Annotated in this window: 16 protein-coding genes; 7 read left to right on the top strand and 9 right to left on the bottom strand. The window is 60.2% G+C overall.

Annotated elements, in window-relative coordinates; genetic code table 11:
• Positions 1–57: 57 nt before the first annotated feature.
• The 4 genes from BG455_RS07620 to BG455_RS07605 all read right to left on the bottom strand — a co-directional run bounded on the left by BG455_RS07620 (position 58) and on the right by BG455_RS07605 (position 3,881).
• Positions 58–1,200: an ABC transporter substrate-binding protein gene (locus BG455_RS07620; protein ID WP_071469394.1), complete on the bottom strand. Its 1,143-nt coding sequence runs from the start codon at positions 1,198–1,200 to the stop codon at positions 58–60.
• 107 nt (positions 1,201–1,307) lie between these two features.
• Positions 1,308–2,135 (bottom strand): alpha/beta hydrolase, encoded by an 828-nt coding sequence (locus tag BG455_RS07615; protein ID WP_071469393.1) that lies wholly within the window; start codon positions 2,133–2,135, stop codon positions 1,308–1,310.
• A gap of 13 nt (positions 2,136–2,148) precedes the next feature.
• Positions 2,149–2,607 carry a GAF domain-containing protein gene (locus BG455_RS07610; RefSeq protein WP_071469392.1) on the bottom strand — a complete coding sequence of 153 codons (459 nt, stop codon included), beginning with the start codon at positions 2,605–2,607 and terminating at the stop codon, positions 2,149–2,151.
• A 95-nt stretch (positions 2,608–2,702) separates the two neighbouring features.
• Positions 2,703–3,881, bottom strand: a complete 1,179-nt coding sequence (locus BG455_RS07605; protein ID WP_071469391.1) for a thiolase family protein — start codon at positions 3,879–3,881, stop codon at positions 2,703–2,705.
• 90 nt (positions 3,882–3,971) lie between these two features.
• Here BG455_RS07605 and BG455_RS07600 point away from each other — a divergent pair, with 90 nt between their 5' ends.
• Positions 3,972–4,328: an STAS domain-containing protein gene (locus tag BG455_RS07600; protein ID WP_071469390.1), complete on the top strand. Its 357-nt coding sequence runs from the start codon at positions 3,972–3,974 to the stop codon at positions 4,326–4,328.
• Positions 4,329–4,409: 81 nt separating this feature from the next.
• Positions 4,410–4,853, top strand: a complete 444-nt coding sequence (locus BG455_RS07595; protein ID WP_071469389.1) for an ATP-binding protein — start codon at positions 4,410–4,412, stop codon at positions 4,851–4,853.
• Between the two features lie 255 nt (positions 4,854–5,108).
• On the opposite strand, the gene acuI is transcribed toward BG455_RS07595, so the two are convergent.
• Positions 5,109–6,101: an acryloyl-CoA reductase gene (gene acuI, locus BG455_RS07590; protein ID WP_071469435.1), complete on the bottom strand. Its 993-nt coding sequence runs from the start codon at positions 6,099–6,101 to the stop codon at positions 5,109–5,111.
• A gap of 67 nt (positions 6,102–6,168) precedes the next feature.
• Here acuI and BG455_RS17430 point away from each other — a divergent pair, with 67 nt between their 5' ends.
• Both BG455_RS17430 and BG455_RS07580 read left to right on the top strand, forming a co-directional pair.
• Complete coding sequence (locus BG455_RS17430) at positions 6,169–6,423, top strand: hypothetical protein (RefSeq protein ID WP_143079892.1); 255 nt, start codon at positions 6,169–6,171, stop codon at positions 6,421–6,423.
• Between the two features lie 55 nt (positions 6,424–6,478).
• Complete coding sequence (locus BG455_RS07580) at positions 6,479–8,485, top strand: M3 family metallopeptidase (RefSeq protein WP_071469387.1); 2,007 nt, start codon at positions 6,479–6,481, stop codon at positions 8,483–8,485.
• An 88-nt stretch (positions 8,486–8,573) separates the two neighbouring features.
• Here BG455_RS07580 and BG455_RS07575 read toward each other — a convergent pair whose 3' ends face one another.
• Entirely contained in the window at positions 8,574–9,695 is a 1,122-nt protein-coding gene (locus BG455_RS07575) for a baeRF11 domain-containing protein (protein ID WP_071469434.1), read from the bottom strand.
• Between the two features lie 264 nt (positions 9,696–9,959).
• Between BG455_RS07575 and dnaK the strand changes: the two genes are divergently transcribed.
• Positions 9,960–11,873, top strand: a complete 1,914-nt coding sequence (dnaK, locus tag BG455_RS07570) for a molecular chaperone DnaK (protein WP_071469386.1) — start codon at positions 9,960–9,962, stop codon at positions 11,871–11,873.
• A gap of 71 nt (positions 11,874–11,944) precedes the next feature.
• Positions 11,945–13,105, top strand: a complete 1,161-nt coding sequence (dnaJ, locus tag BG455_RS07565; protein ID WP_071469385.1) for a molecular chaperone DnaJ — start codon at positions 11,945–11,947, stop codon at positions 13,103–13,105.
• Here the strand turns inward: dnaJ and BG455_RS17075 are convergent, their stop codons facing one another.
• Positions 13,106–13,447 (bottom strand): hypothetical protein, encoded by a 342-nt coding sequence (locus tag BG455_RS17075; RefSeq protein ID WP_143079891.1) that lies wholly within the window; start codon positions 13,445–13,447, stop codon positions 13,106–13,108.
• 233 nt (positions 13,448–13,680) lie between these two features.
• Positions 13,681–13,977: a hypothetical protein gene (locus BG455_RS07555; protein WP_071469383.1), complete on the bottom strand. Its 297-nt coding sequence runs from the start codon at positions 13,975–13,977 to the stop codon at positions 13,681–13,683.
• Positions 13,978–14,179: 202 nt separating this feature from the next.
• Here BG455_RS07555 and radC point away from each other — a divergent pair, with 202 nt between their 5' ends.
• Complete coding sequence (gene radC / locus BG455_RS07550; RefSeq protein WP_071469382.1) at positions 14,180–14,953, top strand: RadC family protein; 774 nt, start codon at positions 14,180–14,182, stop codon at positions 14,951–14,953.
• Positions 14,954–14,957: 4 nt separating this feature from the next.
• On the opposite strand, the gene BG455_RS07545 is transcribed toward radC, so the two are convergent.
• Positions 14,958–15,797 (bottom strand): hypothetical protein, encoded by an 840-nt coding sequence (locus BG455_RS07545; RefSeq protein WP_143079890.1) that lies wholly within the window; start codon positions 15,795–15,797, stop codon positions 14,958–14,960.
• Between the last annotated feature and the right edge of the window lie 299 nt (positions 15,798–16,096).

The following is a 16,096-nucleotide window of genomic DNA, read 5'->3' as shown; positions in this document are numbered from 1 at the left end:
ACCTTTGGGGGGACAAGGGGAGAGGCCCCGGCCTGCGCCGGGGCTAGGGCGCGCGGCTTACATGGTGCAATTTTCACCATGCACGTCGCGGTGTTCCTCAAAGGCGGTGCCGATGATGCGATTTGTCAAAACGCCCTCAACCTCGACCACTTCGCGGACATAGACAGTTTGCACCGGATGATGGTTGGGCGCAAAGCTGAAATCCCCCCGGACGGATGCGAAATCGGCGGCACGCAGGGCGTCGCGGAACCCGTCTTTATCCGCGACATCGGCGCTGGACAGGGCAGAGAGGATCAGGTTCGCGGTGTCAAAGCCCTGACTGGCGTAAAGCGAGGGCAGACGGCCATAGGCGTCCTGAAAGGCGGCGACAAAGGCTTCATTGGCCGCATTCTCCAGATCAGGCGACCATTGCGAGGTGTTGATCACACCCAGTGCCGCAGACCCCATGGCAGGCAACACATCCTGATCGAAGCTGAACCCGGCCGACACGATGGGCAGGTCAACGCCAGATTGTTCAAACTGGCGCATGAAGGAAATGCCCATGCCGCCGGGCAGGAAGATAAAGATCGAATCCGCCCCAGAAGCGCGGATTTGCGCGATTTCGGCGGCGTAATCGGTCTGGCCCACTTGGGTGAACAACTCGCCCGCCAGCTCCCCCTCGAAATAGCGTTTGAACCCTGTCAGCGCATCTGTGCCCGCGGGGTAGTTCGGGGCCATGATGAAGGTGTTTTCATAGCCCAGCACATTGGCATGCTGGCCTGCGGCTTCGTGCAGCATGTCATTTTGCCATGCCGCGTTGAAATAATTGGGGTGACAATTTGCCCCCGCCAGCGCGGATGGGCCAGCATTGGGCGAGATGTAGAAAATATCCTGCGCCACGGTTGAGGGCACAACCGCCATTGCAAGGTTCGACCAGATGATGCCGGTCAGAATATCCGCGCGCTCCGACTGTATCATGCGCTCTGCGATCTGCACCGCCAGTTCGGGGCGCTGGGCGTCATCCTCGACAACCAGATTGATGTCATGCGCATCCGCCATCTCCAGCGCCAGCAAAAAGCCGTCGCGCACATCGACACCCAAGCCCGCGCCACCGCCCGACAGGGTGGTGATCATGCCCACGGTAACTGTATCTGCCTGTGCCTGTCCCAGCATCGCACCAGCGGTCAGGGCCGCCAATGCGGTCGTCCTGAGGGTTTTCATATGTCACTCTCCCTGTTTGGTTTATTGGTTTGGGCCAGTGTTGCCCCGATCTGGTGAAAAAGTAAATGTCTTTGGGGTGCAGGCGTGCACCTGGCCTGTGTTGCGCGTTATTCGGGTGCGCCAAGGCCGGATAACAGTGCCTGCGTCAGCGCGCTATCGGCCTGTGCCAACCCGTCGATGACGTTGAAATGGTGCAGCCCTTCCGCGACATACAGGCGCGTGGCGCAGCCCTTTCGCGCCCATTCCTCGCGCAACAGGGCGGACTGGCGCAGGAATTCTGGCCGCTCATGCCCGCCCACCCATGCTGTAACCGGAATGCCCGGATGCGGGCGGTGCAGGGCAGGGCTTTCGCGACGCGCCACCGCGTCAGTCAGCCCAAGTTCCGCATTCATCTGTGTTTGCACCAAGGGCCGCAGGTCATGTAGGCCCGAGATGGACAGGACATGCGCGATCCGGTCAAGGATTTCGCGCGGCAGCGGTGTATCGGCGCAGATCATGCGGGTGGCCAGATGCCCGCCCGCAGAATGGCCGGTCAGGCAGATCGGGCCTGCAACCTCACCTGCCGCATGCTCAACGGCGCGCGCGATCTGGGCCGTGATCTGCGGTATCGTCGCCTCGGGTGCCAGCGTGTAGCTTGGCAGTGCCACGGCCCAGCCTTGCCCCACTGGCCCCTGTGCCAGATGCGACCAGATGGATTTGTCGAATTTCAGCCAGTAGCCGCCATGCACGAACACCACCAAACCGCGCGGGGGCGTGTCGGGCAGGAACAGGTCATACCGCTCTCTCGGGTGGGGGCCATATGCGATGTCAGGACGTAGGCGCGCATTTGCGCGAAAACCCTTGGCCGCCCCTTCCCAGCGCGGCGGAAATTCCGCCGCCCCGTCGATATACGCGCCATTGGCAAAGGCATCGTCCCAATCAATCTCAAAGCGCATGACTGCTATGCCCTTAAGATAGCGGTCTGGCAAAGACCTGCGACAGGATCGCGCCCAAAGCCCCGGCATCGGTCTGGCTGAAGGCGTCGGGCTGGTCGCTGTCAATGTCAAACACCGCAATCAACTGCCCCGCGCCGTCGCGCACCGGCAAGACCAGTTCCGATCGTGTGGAACTGGCGCAGGCGATATGCCCCTCGAACGCCTCGACATCGGGCACCAACTGCACTTCGCCGGTGCGCGCACAGGCCCCGCAAACCCCGCGCGAAAACGGGATGACAAGGCAGCCATGCCCGCCCTGATAGGGGCCGATTTTCAGCATATCAGGGGCGGTGACGCGGTAAAACCCTGTCCAGTCGAACCGGTCATCTGAATGATGCACCTCGCAGGCCAGCGTGGCCATCAGCGCAACTGCGTCTGTCTCGCCCTCGGTCAGGGCATATATGCGTGCTGCAAGCGATTCGTAGTCCAGCATCCGGTTCCCTTTCTGCGGTGATGGAGCAAGGGGCGCAGCCCTCTTGCGACGCGGCCGCGCCCCCTCGATGTGGGCAAGGGCGCATCTGGTTGGCCTTAGGGCCGTTCGATTGCAATGGCCGTGCCTTCGCCGCCGCCGATGCAAATGGCGGCAATGCCGCGCCTCAGCCCGCGCGCCTCCAATGCATTCAGAAGCGTGACCATGATCCGCGCACCAGATGCGCCGATCGGGTGGCCAAGCGCGCACGCCCCGCCATGCACATTGACCACATCGCGCGGCAAACCCATTTCACGCATGAACGCCATGGGCACCACGGCAAAGGCCTCGTTCACTTCCCACAGGTCCACATCCGACACGGCCCAGCCCAGCCTGTCCAGCAGCTTGCGCGCCGCAGGCACGGGTGCGGTGGTAAACCAGCCGGGCGCTTGCGCATGGCTGGCATGGCCGCGGAGAAAGGCGCGCGGCGCGATGCCATGCGCCTCGGCCATGCTGCACGCGCCCAGCACCAGCGCCGCCGCCCCGTCCGAGATGGAAGAGCTGTTGGCCGCTGTCACTGTGCCGCCCGTGCGAAAGGCGGGTTTCAGATGCGGTATCTTTTCGGGCCGCGCGGATTTCGGTTGCTCGTCTTCCGCCACCACAATGTCGCCGCTGCGGGTGCTTCGGCTGACAGGCGCGATTTCGCGCGCGAAATCGCCCTTGGCCTGCGCCTCCAGCGCGTTGGACAGCGATTGCAACGCGTAGTCATCCTGTGCCGCGCGCGTGAACTGGTAATGTTCGGCGCAATCCTCGGCGAATGTGCCCATCAGGCGGCCCTTGTCATAGGCATCTTCCAGACCATCCAGAAACATATGGTCAATCACCTGCCCATGGCCCAGCCGCGCGCCGCTGCGCATTTTTGGCAGCAGATAGGGCGCGTCGGACATGCTTTCCATGCCGCCCGCCACGATCACACCGGACTGCCCCAGCGCGATCTGGTCATGGGCGATCATCGCGGCTTTCATGCCGGACCCGCACATCTTGTTCAGCGTGGTGGCTGGCACCGACTCGCCCAGCCCTGCGGCGAAACCGGCCTGACGCGCAGGGGCCTGCCCTTGTCCGGCAGGCAGGACGCAGCCCATCAGCAGCTCTTCAACCTGCGCGCCATCAAGCCCCGCATCGCGCAATGCGCCTGCAATCGCGGCCCCGCCCAGTTGTGGCGCGCCCAGACCGGCAAACACGCCCTGCAAACCGCCCATGGCCGTGCGGGCGGCACCCAGAATGGCTACGTCTTGCATGTTATCCGCTCCTCGAAGGTCTGTATGGCAATCTCTTGGTAACAGTTTGGGTATAATCTCACCATATCGAAGCTTGGGAAAGGGGTGAATATGCAAGTAACGCAGTGTCAGATGGGGGATGCGCTGGTCATCACAGTTCTGGAATCGCGGCTTGATGCGGCGGTCGCCATCGTCTTCAAGGACATTATGCGCGAGGTGCATGTGGAAGACGGCATGCGCGTCATTCTGAACCTGAAACAGGTGCAGTTTCTGGACAGCAGCGGATTGGGCGCGATTGTGGGGGTGATGAAACTGCTTGGCCCCACGCGCCCCATGGAAATTGCAGCGCTGACACCGGCTGTGCGCAAACTCTTCCGGCTGACGCGGATGGATACTGTTTTTCGCATCCACGACCACGCCCCTGTCATGGCGGATGCAGGCACACCCCAAATCAGCGCTGCGGGGTGACAGTAAATTAACCAAAGCATGCTGGAATGGACATGACGCTTGGTCAAGGCAGAAGGCGATACAGCTTGCGGGGACATAGGAATGGCCGAACTTACTGAGACAAAATCTGATTTGCGCATCTGTTGCGCGGGCGAACTCGTCCCGGTGCGCCAGACATTGCAACATGTCCGCCATTTTCTATCGGCGCAAGATATCCCTTACGAGGTGTCTGCCGATATTGATCTGGTGCTGTCAGAGATCATGACCAATATTGTCGAGCATGGCTATAAAGATGCGGCGGGCGTGATCGAGTGTGATCTGGTTCTGAACACCGCATCGGTAGAATGTCGCATGTCTGACACCGGCCGCGCGTTCGACCCGTCAGGGGCGGGGCATACCGCGCCCGATCCGGCCACGTTTGCAGAAGGGGGGTATGGGTGGTTTCTGGTTCGCAGCCTGACAAGCCAGCTCAGCTACGCGAGAGAGGGGGATCGCAACATCCTGTATTTTTCCATGCAGCGGCAGGCAGCAGATGAACCCTGCTGAATGCGGCTTTTGCCTTTTATGCAGGTGTGCGCCTGCAAGGGCGGTGTCATCAGAACCACCCCAACCTGCCCAAGCGTTGCGCATTCGGTCGCTGACCGCCTGTGTGAAACTGTGATTGTCAAAGGCAAATGCAGCCTTGCGCAGGGTAAAAGCCGGAACGGCTGGTCGAATGCCTGCGCAATGGCCCTGCGTTTCGCTGCGGCCAGTCGGGCCTGCGCGCTGCTTTGCGCCATGGTCCGACTGGCGGTATATGGGTCAGCCGTTCACATCGACCACCACACGGCCTTTGACCTGACCTTTCAGAATATCCGCGCCAAGCGCTGGCAGGTCCGCCAGCGTTGCGGGCTGGATCATCTCCTCAAGCTTGTCCATCGGCAGATCCTGCGCAATCCTGTTCCATGCCAGCACACGGTTCTCATAGGGTTGCAGGACAGAATCGATTCCCAGCAGATTGACCCCGCGCAACAGAAAGGGAATGACGGTTGCAGGCAGGTTCGCCCCGCCAGCCAGCCCGACTGCGGCGACAGAACAGCGGTATTTCATCTGCCCCAGCACCCGCGCCAGCATCGCCCCGCCCACGGCATCGACACACCCCGCCCAGATTTCGGATTCCAGCGGGCGCTTGACCGTCTCGTTAATCATGTCACGCGGCACAATCTGGCTGGCCCCCAGCTCGCGCAGATACGGCTCTGTCTCGGGCCTGCCGGTCACTGCGGCCACGTCATGGCCCAAAGCCGCCAGCAGCGCCACCGCGACAGAGCCGACACCCCCCGCCGCGCCTGTCACCAGCACAGGCCCGTCGCCCGGTTTCAGCCCGTGGTTCTCCAGCGCCATAACGGCCAGCATGGCTGTAAATCCTGCCGTTCCCACCGCCATGGCCTGCCGTGTGGAGAGGGCATCGGGCAGGGGAACCAGCCAATCGGCCTTGACGCGCGCTTTCTGGGCATAGCCGCCCCAATGCGCCTCGCCCACGCGCCAGCCGGTCAACACCACCTTGTCGCCGGGCGCGTAGCGCGGATCATCCGAGGCCTCGACCGTGCCGGCAAAGTCAATTCCGGGCACATGGGGGTAGTTCCGCACCAACCCGCCACCGGGCCCGATGCACAAACCATCCTTGTAATTCACGGTCGAATATTCCACCGCGACAGTCACATCGCCTGCGGGCAACTGGTCTTGGGTGATGCGCTGCACACTGGCGTGGGTTTTGCCATCGTCGGTTTTCTCGACAATTAAAGCGTTGAAATTCATCAGTTTCTCCATTCTGGTGTGCGTGGATGGGGGCCTTCGGGTGCAGGGCACGGCCATTTGCCCTTTTGTGCGCAGGGCCCACCCCGTGGGGGCGCGCGGCGCGGTTGGTGTGGCGCGGTATTATGGTGTGGCCTGCATGAACACCTGCCGTGCGGGTTGGTGGAACGCCTGCGTTCCTGTGCCTGTGTCATATCAAGCGGCATGGGGTCTGGCAAAGGGTATCGACCCACAGCTTTGGGCCGCTGCAGATGAGGACCAGCTTATTTGCCGCCCCCCCCCCGTCCGGCTGGCCGCTTTGGCCCCAAGCAACGCGCCGGATTGAACCTGTCGCGGAACGGGCCTAGGGTATGGGCAAATCTTCATACAAGGCGTGCATCATGACCAATCCGCTTCTGGCCCCGTGGCAGGCCGAGTTCAACCTTCCGCCCTTTGAACAGATCAGGGATGCAGATTTTGCGCCCGCCTTTGATGCCGCGCTAGCGGCAGGCCGCGCTGCCTATGGTGCGATTGCCAATAACCCAGAGGCCCCCAGCTTCGCCAACACGATCGAGGCGATGGAACAGGCCGATGACCTGCTGGACCGTGTGGCGGGGGTGTTTTTCAACCTGTCAGGCAGCGATTCCAACCCCGAGCGTGAGGCACTCCAGCGCGAGTTGTCGCCAAAGCTTTCGGCCTATTCCTCCGAGATCGTCAACAATCGCGCGCTGTTTGACCGGATCGAGGCGCTTTGGGCCGCGCGCGACACGTTGGATCTGACAGACGAGCAGGCGCGCGTCTTGATGCTGTACCGGCGTATGTTCATGCGGGCGGGCGCTGCATTGGAGGGCGCAGAGGCCGCGCGCCTGACCGAGGTGAAATCGCGGCTGGCCAGTCTGGGCACGCAATTCACGCAAAACCTGCTGGCAGATGAACGCGACTGGATGATGCCGCTGGAAGATCTGGCGGGCTTGCCGGATTTCGTGATTGCCAGCGCCCGCGCCGCCGCCGAAGACCGGGGGCGCGAAGGCCATGTCGTGACGCTGAACCGCTCGCTCATCGTGCCGTTCTTGCAGTTTTCAACGCGGCGCGATCTGCGCGAAAAAGCTTACGCGGCATGGACCGCGCGTGGCGCGAATGGCGGCGCGACCGATAACCGCGCGATTGCCGCCGAAGTGCTGGCCCTGCGCGCGGAACGTGCCAGCCTGCTGGGCTATGACAGTTTTGCCAGCTACAAGCTGGAAACGGAAATGGCAGGCACGCCGCAGGCGGTGCGCGATCTGCTGATGCAGGTGTGGGAACCTGCGCGCGCCAAGGCCATGGCTGATGCGGCGCGGCTGGAAGCACTGTTGCACGCAGACGGCCATACCGGCCCGCTGGAGCCGTGGGACTGGCGTTTCTACGCGGACAAGCTGCGCCAAGCGGAACATGATCTCGACGAGGCCGCGCTGAAACCCTATCTGTCGCTGGACGGGATGATCGCTGCCGCCTTTGACTGTGCGCAACGCCTGTTCGGGCTGGAATTCCGTGCGCTGGACGTGCCGCTGTACCACCCCGATGCCCGCGCATGGGAGGTGACGCGCGAGGGCCGCCATATGGCGGTGTTCATCGGCGATTATTTCGCGCGGCCCGCGAAACGCTCTGGGGCGTGGTGCTCGACCATGCGCAGCCAGCGCAAGCTGGGCGGAGAGGTGCGGCCTATTGTGGTGAATATCTGCAATTTCGCCAAGGGGAACCCTGCGCTGCTGTCTTATGATGATGCGCGCACGCTGTTTCACGAATTCGGCCATGCGCTGCACCAGATGCTGTCGGATGTCAGCTATGGGTTTATCTCGGGCACCTCGGTCGCGCGGGATTTCGTGGAATTGCCCAGCCAGTTATATGAACACTGGCTGGAAGTGCCCGAAGTGCTGGCGCAACATGCCCGTCATGTTGAAACCGGCGCGGCAATGCCGCAAGAGATGCTGGAGCGGCTTTTGGCTGCGCAAAACTTCGATCAGGGGTTTGCGACGGTTGAATATGTGGCCTCGGCGCTGGTGGATCTGGAATTCCATGATGGCCCGCCGCCCGGTGACCCGATGCAGAAACAGGCCGAAGTGCTGGATGCTTTGGGCCTGCCACGCGCCATTCGGATGCGCCACGCAACACCCCATTTCGCGCATGTCTTTGCGGGCGATGGGTATTCTAGCGGCTATTACAGTTATATGTGGTCCGAGGTGATGGATGCCGATGCGTTCGAGGCCTTCCGTGAGGCGGGCGATGCGTTCGACCCGCAGATCGCAGGCAAACTGGAAAGGTTTATTCTGTCCGCAGGCGGCAGCGACGAGGCAGAGCGGTTGTATACCGCATTTCGCGGGCGGATGCCGGGGGTCGAGGCGCTGCTGAAAGGGCGCGGTCTGGCCGCCTGACGCGCGGCAGTCCCGGGCTTGACCCGAGACCTCTGGTGGTGAGGGCGCAGGCCCCGGTTCAAGACCGGGGCTTACGTCGCACACAGCATCAGATTGCGTAGCGCAACACTGCGGCGAGTTCCGCCTCTTGCGGGATATCCGCGCGACGCACAGCGATGACCTTGCCGCCATTGGCGATCACACGACCCGCGATCTCGTCAATCACGCCGTAGCTGACCGCGCTTTCGGCTGTGGCCATCGTAATTTCGCCGGTCTCTTCATCGACCAGACCGGGAACCACGCTGTCCATATCGACCAGAAGCGTGTCGACCGCGCCAAAAGTAGCCGCCCGTGCGATGCGGGCGATTTGCGTGGTTGCGCGGTCTTCATTCTCGCGTGCCGAATACAACTCGCCAAACCCTGCAACCGAGGCTGCGTTGATCCCATCCATGATCTTGCGGGCCTGTGCGCCCAAGTCATGTGCGGGAACCCGCACGGGGCTGGTGGTGATGGCCGCTTGTGCCAGATGCGGGTAGCTGTTGATCGAGCGGTACATCGACAGCAGCGGATCGGTCGCGGCAATGATCAGCGGCTCTTCGCGGCCTGCCAGCAGACCGCGCAGGGCGGAATCGATTTTGCGGCAATACTGGCGCAGGTGGTGCTTCTGCCCCTCGCCGCCCCCCTGACGGCCCGAATAACTGCGCGAATTGACATTGGCTGTGCCCGCCACAGATGCCGCATCCTTGGGCAGATTGGGCACGCGCAATTCCTGTGCGGGCTGGTCGCCCAGCACTTCGATCACGCGCAATTCGTTTTCTGCCAGCGCCAGCACAAAGGCGTGTTGTGGCATGGAGACTGCGCGCAATAGCGGCTTGAGGTGAAAGCGGTCGGCGACCTGCACTGTCTCGCTCAGGTGGTTGGGCAGGCGAAAGCTGCGCAGGCTGTCGGGGGTCACGAAAATGGCCAGCGAATTGGCCTGCACGCGCCAGAAATCATCGTCATCCATCAGGTCATGCAGCTGTTCTTCAATTGGCCAGATGGTGCGTTTGGCCATGCCCACTTCTTCCAGCTGGGCCACAGCGTCATTCGTCAATTGTTTCAACCGTGTGCGCGCGGCGTCAATATGCTGCGTCTCTGGTGTTGTCTGGAGGTAAAGGCTGATCAACGCCTCGCCGCGGGTTGCGACAAGCGTTCCAATTTCGGCCTGCGTGGGGATGTCTACATATAGCATGGTCACATTACTCCTGATAAAAACCTGTCTGCCGACATGCCATGTTCCGTCCCAAGTCGCAAGTTTGGCCACCCAAGGCCCCGTCTTGGAAGAAATTTCGCCCTTCATCGAAATTTCACGGCTCTGTGACGGTTGCAGCCTCTAAACGGCCTTCCTATATACCGGCCAAGATACCCCGGTTGGGGTTTGTTTCAGATTCAGATGGGCCGGGGCCTGACAGGACCAGCCCGCTGCCACATCGCTTGAGAGAGAGGATGCTCGAAAATGGGTAAAGTCATTGGTATCGACCTTGGGACCACAAACTCCTGTGTTGCCATTATGGATGGCAGCCAACCGCGTGTGATTGAAAACGCCGAAGGCGCGCGTACAACGCCGTCTATCGTGGCGTTCACCGAGAATGAGCGCTTGGTCGGCCAGCCCGCCAAGCGGCAGGCCGTCACCAACCCGACCAATACAGTATTTGCCGTCAAGCGCCTGATTGGCCGCCGCCTGACCGATGCAGAAGTCGAAAAGGACAAAAACCTTGTCCCCTACACCATTATCGATGGTGGCAACGGCGACGCATGGGTTGAATCGCGGGGCGAGAAATACAGCCCCAGCCAGATTTCTGCCGTCATCTTGCAAAAGATGAAAGAAACCGCCGAAAGCTATCTGGGCGAAAAGGTCACGCAGGCCGTGATTACTGTGCCTGCCTATTTCAACGATGCCCAGCGTCAGGCGACGAAAGATGCAGGCAAGATTGCCGGTCTGGAAGTGCTGCGCATTATTAACGAGCCGACAGCCGCGGCGCTGGCCTATGGTCTGGACAAGAAAGAAAGCCGCACGATTGCGGTTTACGACCTTGGGGGCGGCACATTCGACATTACCATTCTGGAAATCGATGATGGCCTGTTCGAGGTGAAATCCACCAACGGCGACACGTTCCTTGGCGGCGAAGATTTCGACATGCGGATCGTCAACTATCTGGCGAACGAGTTTAAGAAAGAGAATGGCGTAGACCTGACCAGCGACAAGATGGCGCTTCAGCGCCTGAAAGAAGCTGCCGAGAAAGCCAAGATCGAGCTGTCTTCTTCCAGCCAGACCGAAATTAACCAGCCGTTCATCAGCATGGACAAGAATACAGGCCAGCCCCTGCACCTTGTCATGAAGCTGACACGCGCCAAGCTGGAATCGCTGGTGGGTGATCTGATCAAGAACTCGCTGAAGCCTTGCGCGGCCGCGTTGAAGGATGCGGGCCTGTCCAAGGGCGACATTGACGAAGTGATCCTCGTTGGCGGTATGACCCGCATGCCCAAGGTGATCGAGGAAGTGACCAGCTTCTTTGGCAAGGAACCCCATAAGGGCGTGAACCCTGACGAAGTGGTTGCCATGGGGGCCGCTATTCAGGCCGGTGTGTTGCAAGGCGATGTCAAGGATGTGGTCCTGCTGGATGTCACGCCACTGTCGCTGGGCATTGAGACATTGGGCGGTGTCTTCACCCGCCTGATCGACCGCAACACGACCATTCCAACGAAGAAAAGCCAGGTGTTCAGCACCGCCGAAGACCATCAGAACGCTGTCACCATCCGTGTGTTTCAGGGCGAGCGTGAAATGGCGGCCGATAACAAGATGCTGGGCCAGTTCAACCTTGAAGATATCCCCCCCGCCCCGCGCGGCATGCCGCAGATCGAGGTGACCTTCGACATTGATGCCAACGGCATTGTCAACGTGTCGGCACGCGACAAGGGCACCAACAAGGAACAGAAGATCACCATTCAGGCCTCTGGCGGGTTGTCGGATGAGGATATCGAGAAAATGGTTCAGGACGCCGAGGCAAATGCCGAAGCGGACAAGGCCCGCCGCGAACTGGTCGAGGCCCGCAATCAGGCGGAAAGCCTGATCCATTCGACCGAGAAAGCGGTGGAAGAGCATAAGGACAAGGTTGATCCGACCACAGTCGAGGCGATCGAGCTGGCCGTAGCCGCGCTGAAAGATACGCTGGAAGGCGAGGATGCAGGCAAGATCAAATCCGGCATCCAGAACGTCACAGAGGCGTCGATGAAGCTGGGTGAGGCGATCTATAAGGCACAGGCCGAAGCTGCCGATAGCGGCGATGTTGGCGAGGATGAACCGCGCGGTGTCGATGATGACATTGTCGATGCCGATTTCGAGGATATTGGCGAAGACAAGCGCAAATAAGCCTGCGATGCTGCAATGGCCATCCGGCCTGACTTGGTCAGGCCGGATGGCCTCTTTTGGGAAAGAACATCATGGCCAAACGCGACTTCTACGACGTGCTCGGGGTCAGCCGCTCCGCCTCTGCCGAAGAGTTGAAAAAAGCTTATCGCAAAAAGGCGAAAGAGCTGCACCCGGACCGTAACTCCGACAACCCCGATGCCGAAGCACAGTTCAAGGAAGTAAACGAAGCATATGATGCGCTGAAAGACCCTGACCGCAAGGCCGCCTATGACAGGTTCGGCCATGCCGCTTTCGATGGGGGTATGGGGGCCGCAGGCGCGCGCGGTGCGCGTCAGGGCGGCGGCTTTGGCGGCAATGCCGATTTTGCCAGCGCATTTTCCGATGTGTTTGAAGACCTGTTCGGCGATTTCGTCGGCGGTGGGCGCGGTGGGCCGCGCTCGCGTGCCAGCCGCGGGTCGGATTTGCGCTATAATATGCGCATCAATCTGGAAGAAGCCTATGCCGGTGCGAAGAAAACCATTCGCGTGCCACGCCTGTCTGCTTGCGATGCCTGCAAGGGTACGGGGGCCGAAGGGGGCGCAGAGCCGGTAACCTGCCCGACCTGTTCGGGCATGGGCAAAGTGCGCGCGCAGCAAGGGTTTTTCACTGTTGAACGCAGCTGTCCCACCTGCGGCGGCTCTGGCCAGATCGTCAAGAATCCGTGCAAGGTCTGTGCGGGTGCGGGGCGGGTCGAGAAGGAAGCCAGCCTATCTGTCAATATTCCGGCAGGTGTTGAAACAGGAACGCGCATTCGCTTGTCGGGCGAGGGCGAGGCGGGGTTGCGGGGCGGCACACCGGGCGATCTGTATATATTCGTGAATGTGGCCGAGCATCAGATTTTCAAGCGCGATGATGTGACCTTGTATTGCCGCGTGCCCGTCAGCATGGCCCGTGCGGCCTTGGGCGGAGAGGTAGAAGTGCCCACCATCGATGGCGGACGCTCGCGCGTGAAAGTGCCAATGGGCAGTCAGTCCGGCCGCCAGATGCGGTTGCGGGGCAAGGGCATGCCCGCGTTGCGTGGTGGCGGGCATGGCGATATGCTGATCGAACTGGCGGTTGAAACCCCTGTCAACCTGACCTCACGTCAGAAAGAACTGCTGGAAGAGTTTGAAAAGCTTAGTGCCGAAAACAACCCTGAAAGCAGTGGGTTCTTTGACAAGGTCAAAGGGTTCTGGGACGGAATGAAAAGCTGATCAAATCTGGCAGGCCCGCGCTGCGCGGGCCTCGATCACGCTGCGTTCCCCCATCAACCTGTTCAGCCGCGCCGAATCGCCCGCACGAACATTGGGCATAACCGCAGAACACGCGATCTGATCACCCGAAACGGTGGTGCAATGGTAGGTGTTATACCCGCGCGACGCCAGCGAAGCCGTGAAACTGGATGATCCCGGCATTCGGGCAGCCTCGATCTTCGAATCGTGTACCCGCAGCGCATGGCTTGCTTGCTGACAATCCTGACTGCCACCACCACGCTGGAAGAATTCAGCGCATCCCAAAAGCACCGTTGTCGAAGAAATTAGTAAAAATACCCGCATGGCCCACTCCGTTCCTTTTGTTCAAGGATGTGCGCGTTTCTGTGTTCGGGCGCTGTTTTCGGAAACCACTGATTCGCCCTGTCTGTCTTGGCCTGTCATACGCGAACGGTAAGTTTCGACGCGCAGAGTGCGCGTCGAAATCTTTTTCACTGTTCCGGCACTTTCAGCAAAGCAGCAAAAGCCCAAGTTACCCGCTTGGCCCCTGCGTCCCTGACTGAAAGTCACCAGTCCGTTCAGTTGCCCTTGCGGCAGGGTGCCGGGCGCATCACATAGTGCCCGGGGCGTACAAGGTGCTTCTTCTCTTCGTAGATTGCAGGGTAATGCATGCGATACACCTGCTCGACACCTTTGCCATTGCGGTATTCAAGCGTTGTCTTTGCCGCTTTGACCATGTGCTTTGTGGTCCGGTATTCCGGTGCCACATAGACCTTGTCAAAACATTCGACAACGTGTCCTTTCCAAGCCGCCGCCGGTGTCGCTATGAACGGCGCCAATGCCAAAGCAAGTGCCGGGAGTGCGATTTTCTTCATTTTAGTCCTCCAAGTGAAAAGTTATCTAGTTCGTTTATCACTGCTCAAATACCTCGACCAAGTGCGCGGAAACTTGCTTGTTCACAAGATGATGCCACACTTGTGAAAATGCTAGCACCAGATTTTTGTTCTTGCAACAAGCCTGTTGGTAAAATGTTGATAGTTAATCTAATGTTAGGGAAATCTCGGGCATTCTGGCAACATGACCAGACCTTGCACCCCCGTTCCAGACACGAGTTTGCCCTTGTTTTCGGGGGCAAACCCTGCGCCTGCGCCCGCAAAACCCCAAGATGCGGCCAAGCTGCCATCTTATATAAAGGACCATCGCCAACGCCTGCGCGCGCGGTTTGACGCGGGCGGGGCCGCCGCCATGCCGGATTACGAGGTGTTGGAAATGGTGCTGTTCCGGGCCTTGCACCGGCAGGATGTCAAGCCGCTGGCGCGCAGACTTATCGACACATTCGGTGATCTGAGTGCGGTTCTGGCCGCCTCTCCGGCGCGGTTGCGCGCGGTTGAAGGGGTTGGCGCGGCGGTGGTGACCGAATTCAAGCTGATCGAGCTGTGCGCACAGCGCATGGCGCGTGCGAAAGTGATGCATCGTCCTGTGCTGTCAAGCTGGGCGGCCTTGCTGGATTATTGCCATACGGCAATGTCCCACCGCGAAACCGAGCAATTTCGCGTTCTGTACCTTGACCGGAAGAATGTTCTGATTGCGGATGAAGCGCAAGCCGAAGGCACGGTTGACCATGTGCCGGTCTACCCGCGCGAGGTTATGCGCCGCGCGCTGGAATTAAACGCCTCTGCGCTGATCCTTGTGCACAATCACCCCTCGGGCGATCCAACCCCGTCACAGGCAGACATTGTGATGACAGCCTCTATCCGCGCCGCGGCCGAGGCGCTGTCGATTATTCTGCATGATCATATCGTAATCGGTAAATCCTGCGAGTTAAGCTTTCGCAGCGAGGGGCTGTTATGACAGCTTACTCTTGCATGGCACCCAGCATTTCGGACAGGATTTGCAGCCGGAACGCGTGTCTGGACGCAAAATCGAGGGGCATGACAACCATGCCAGCTTCTGCCGGACACTCAGGGGCCGCGATGCTTATCTCTTTCATATGGATGTTTTGAACTTGGCTGTTATCTGACAGGAATGCCGAAAAATCCTGCCCGCAATGGTGTTCGGTGTAATGCAACTCTACCTCGACGCGGCTCTGGCCAGCGCGGGCTGTCGGCACAGAATAGATTTCGGCGATCATCGGTTCTGGTCCGCGCAATTCGCCAAGCGAGATGAGGAAGGAATCATCCAGGTTTGGGTCAAACGGTTTTTGCGCGTGGATATGGCCATTCTCGCCATATGCGGCACCGTTATGGTAGGCATGCAGCGCAAATCGTGCTGTACCATCCCATTGCAATGCCACGCGCTGGTGGTCTTCCGCGTCGGGTATTTCGACCGAAGATTGTAAAAAGATGTCATCGGATAAAAACACGTCTATCTTTGCATCGGCCGATAAGGCCGGGATGAAGGCGGTATAGCCGCCATCGGAATCTGTGAATGCGCTGAAGGCAAGGTCGTTATGGCTGACCACAAGGCGCGTGTCGGGGTGGCATGGGGCATCCAGCACCAATTCGATCAGGGCATCCACCATCGCGGCGGCATGTAACACCGGCGCGCATGTGTCGCCCTGTTGCGCTGCATCTTCAACCTCTGGCGCTGTTGCCGATGCGCTGTGCAAGGCCGCGTCAAGTGCTAGCGATGCAAGCTCGGGGCCAGTCGTCTTGTCCAGGGTGGCGGGTGCCGCCGCTTGGGTATGGTCGGCCATGTCCGGCGCATTTGCCGTGTTCGTGAATTGAAGCTTGGCCCCACTACCCACAAGGCTTGCGCCCAAGACTTGCGAAGGGGGCATTTGCTGCGCAAGCTCACCGCCCGCAAGCGAGGTGGCGCCCCCGGAAAGCTGCTGCACTGCGATAATTGACGTCGATATCCCGGCACAAAGGACCGCGACACCCCGAATAATCATCTTCTTTTCCATCACGCCACCTGTTTCAGTTTCCATAGTTTTAGACGCTGATTCGGGCAGTAATAGGGCGCAATTTTGGCGATGTTGTTCGGGGTGAAACA

The organism is Roseinatronobacter thiooxidans (assembly GCF_001870675.1).
In the GTDB taxonomy this organism is placed as follows: Bacteria; Pseudomonadota; Alphaproteobacteria; order Rhodobacterales; family Rhodobacteraceae; genus Roseinatronobacter; species Roseinatronobacter thiooxidans.
This window is presented reverse-complemented; position numbering and strand designations above follow the sequence as displayed.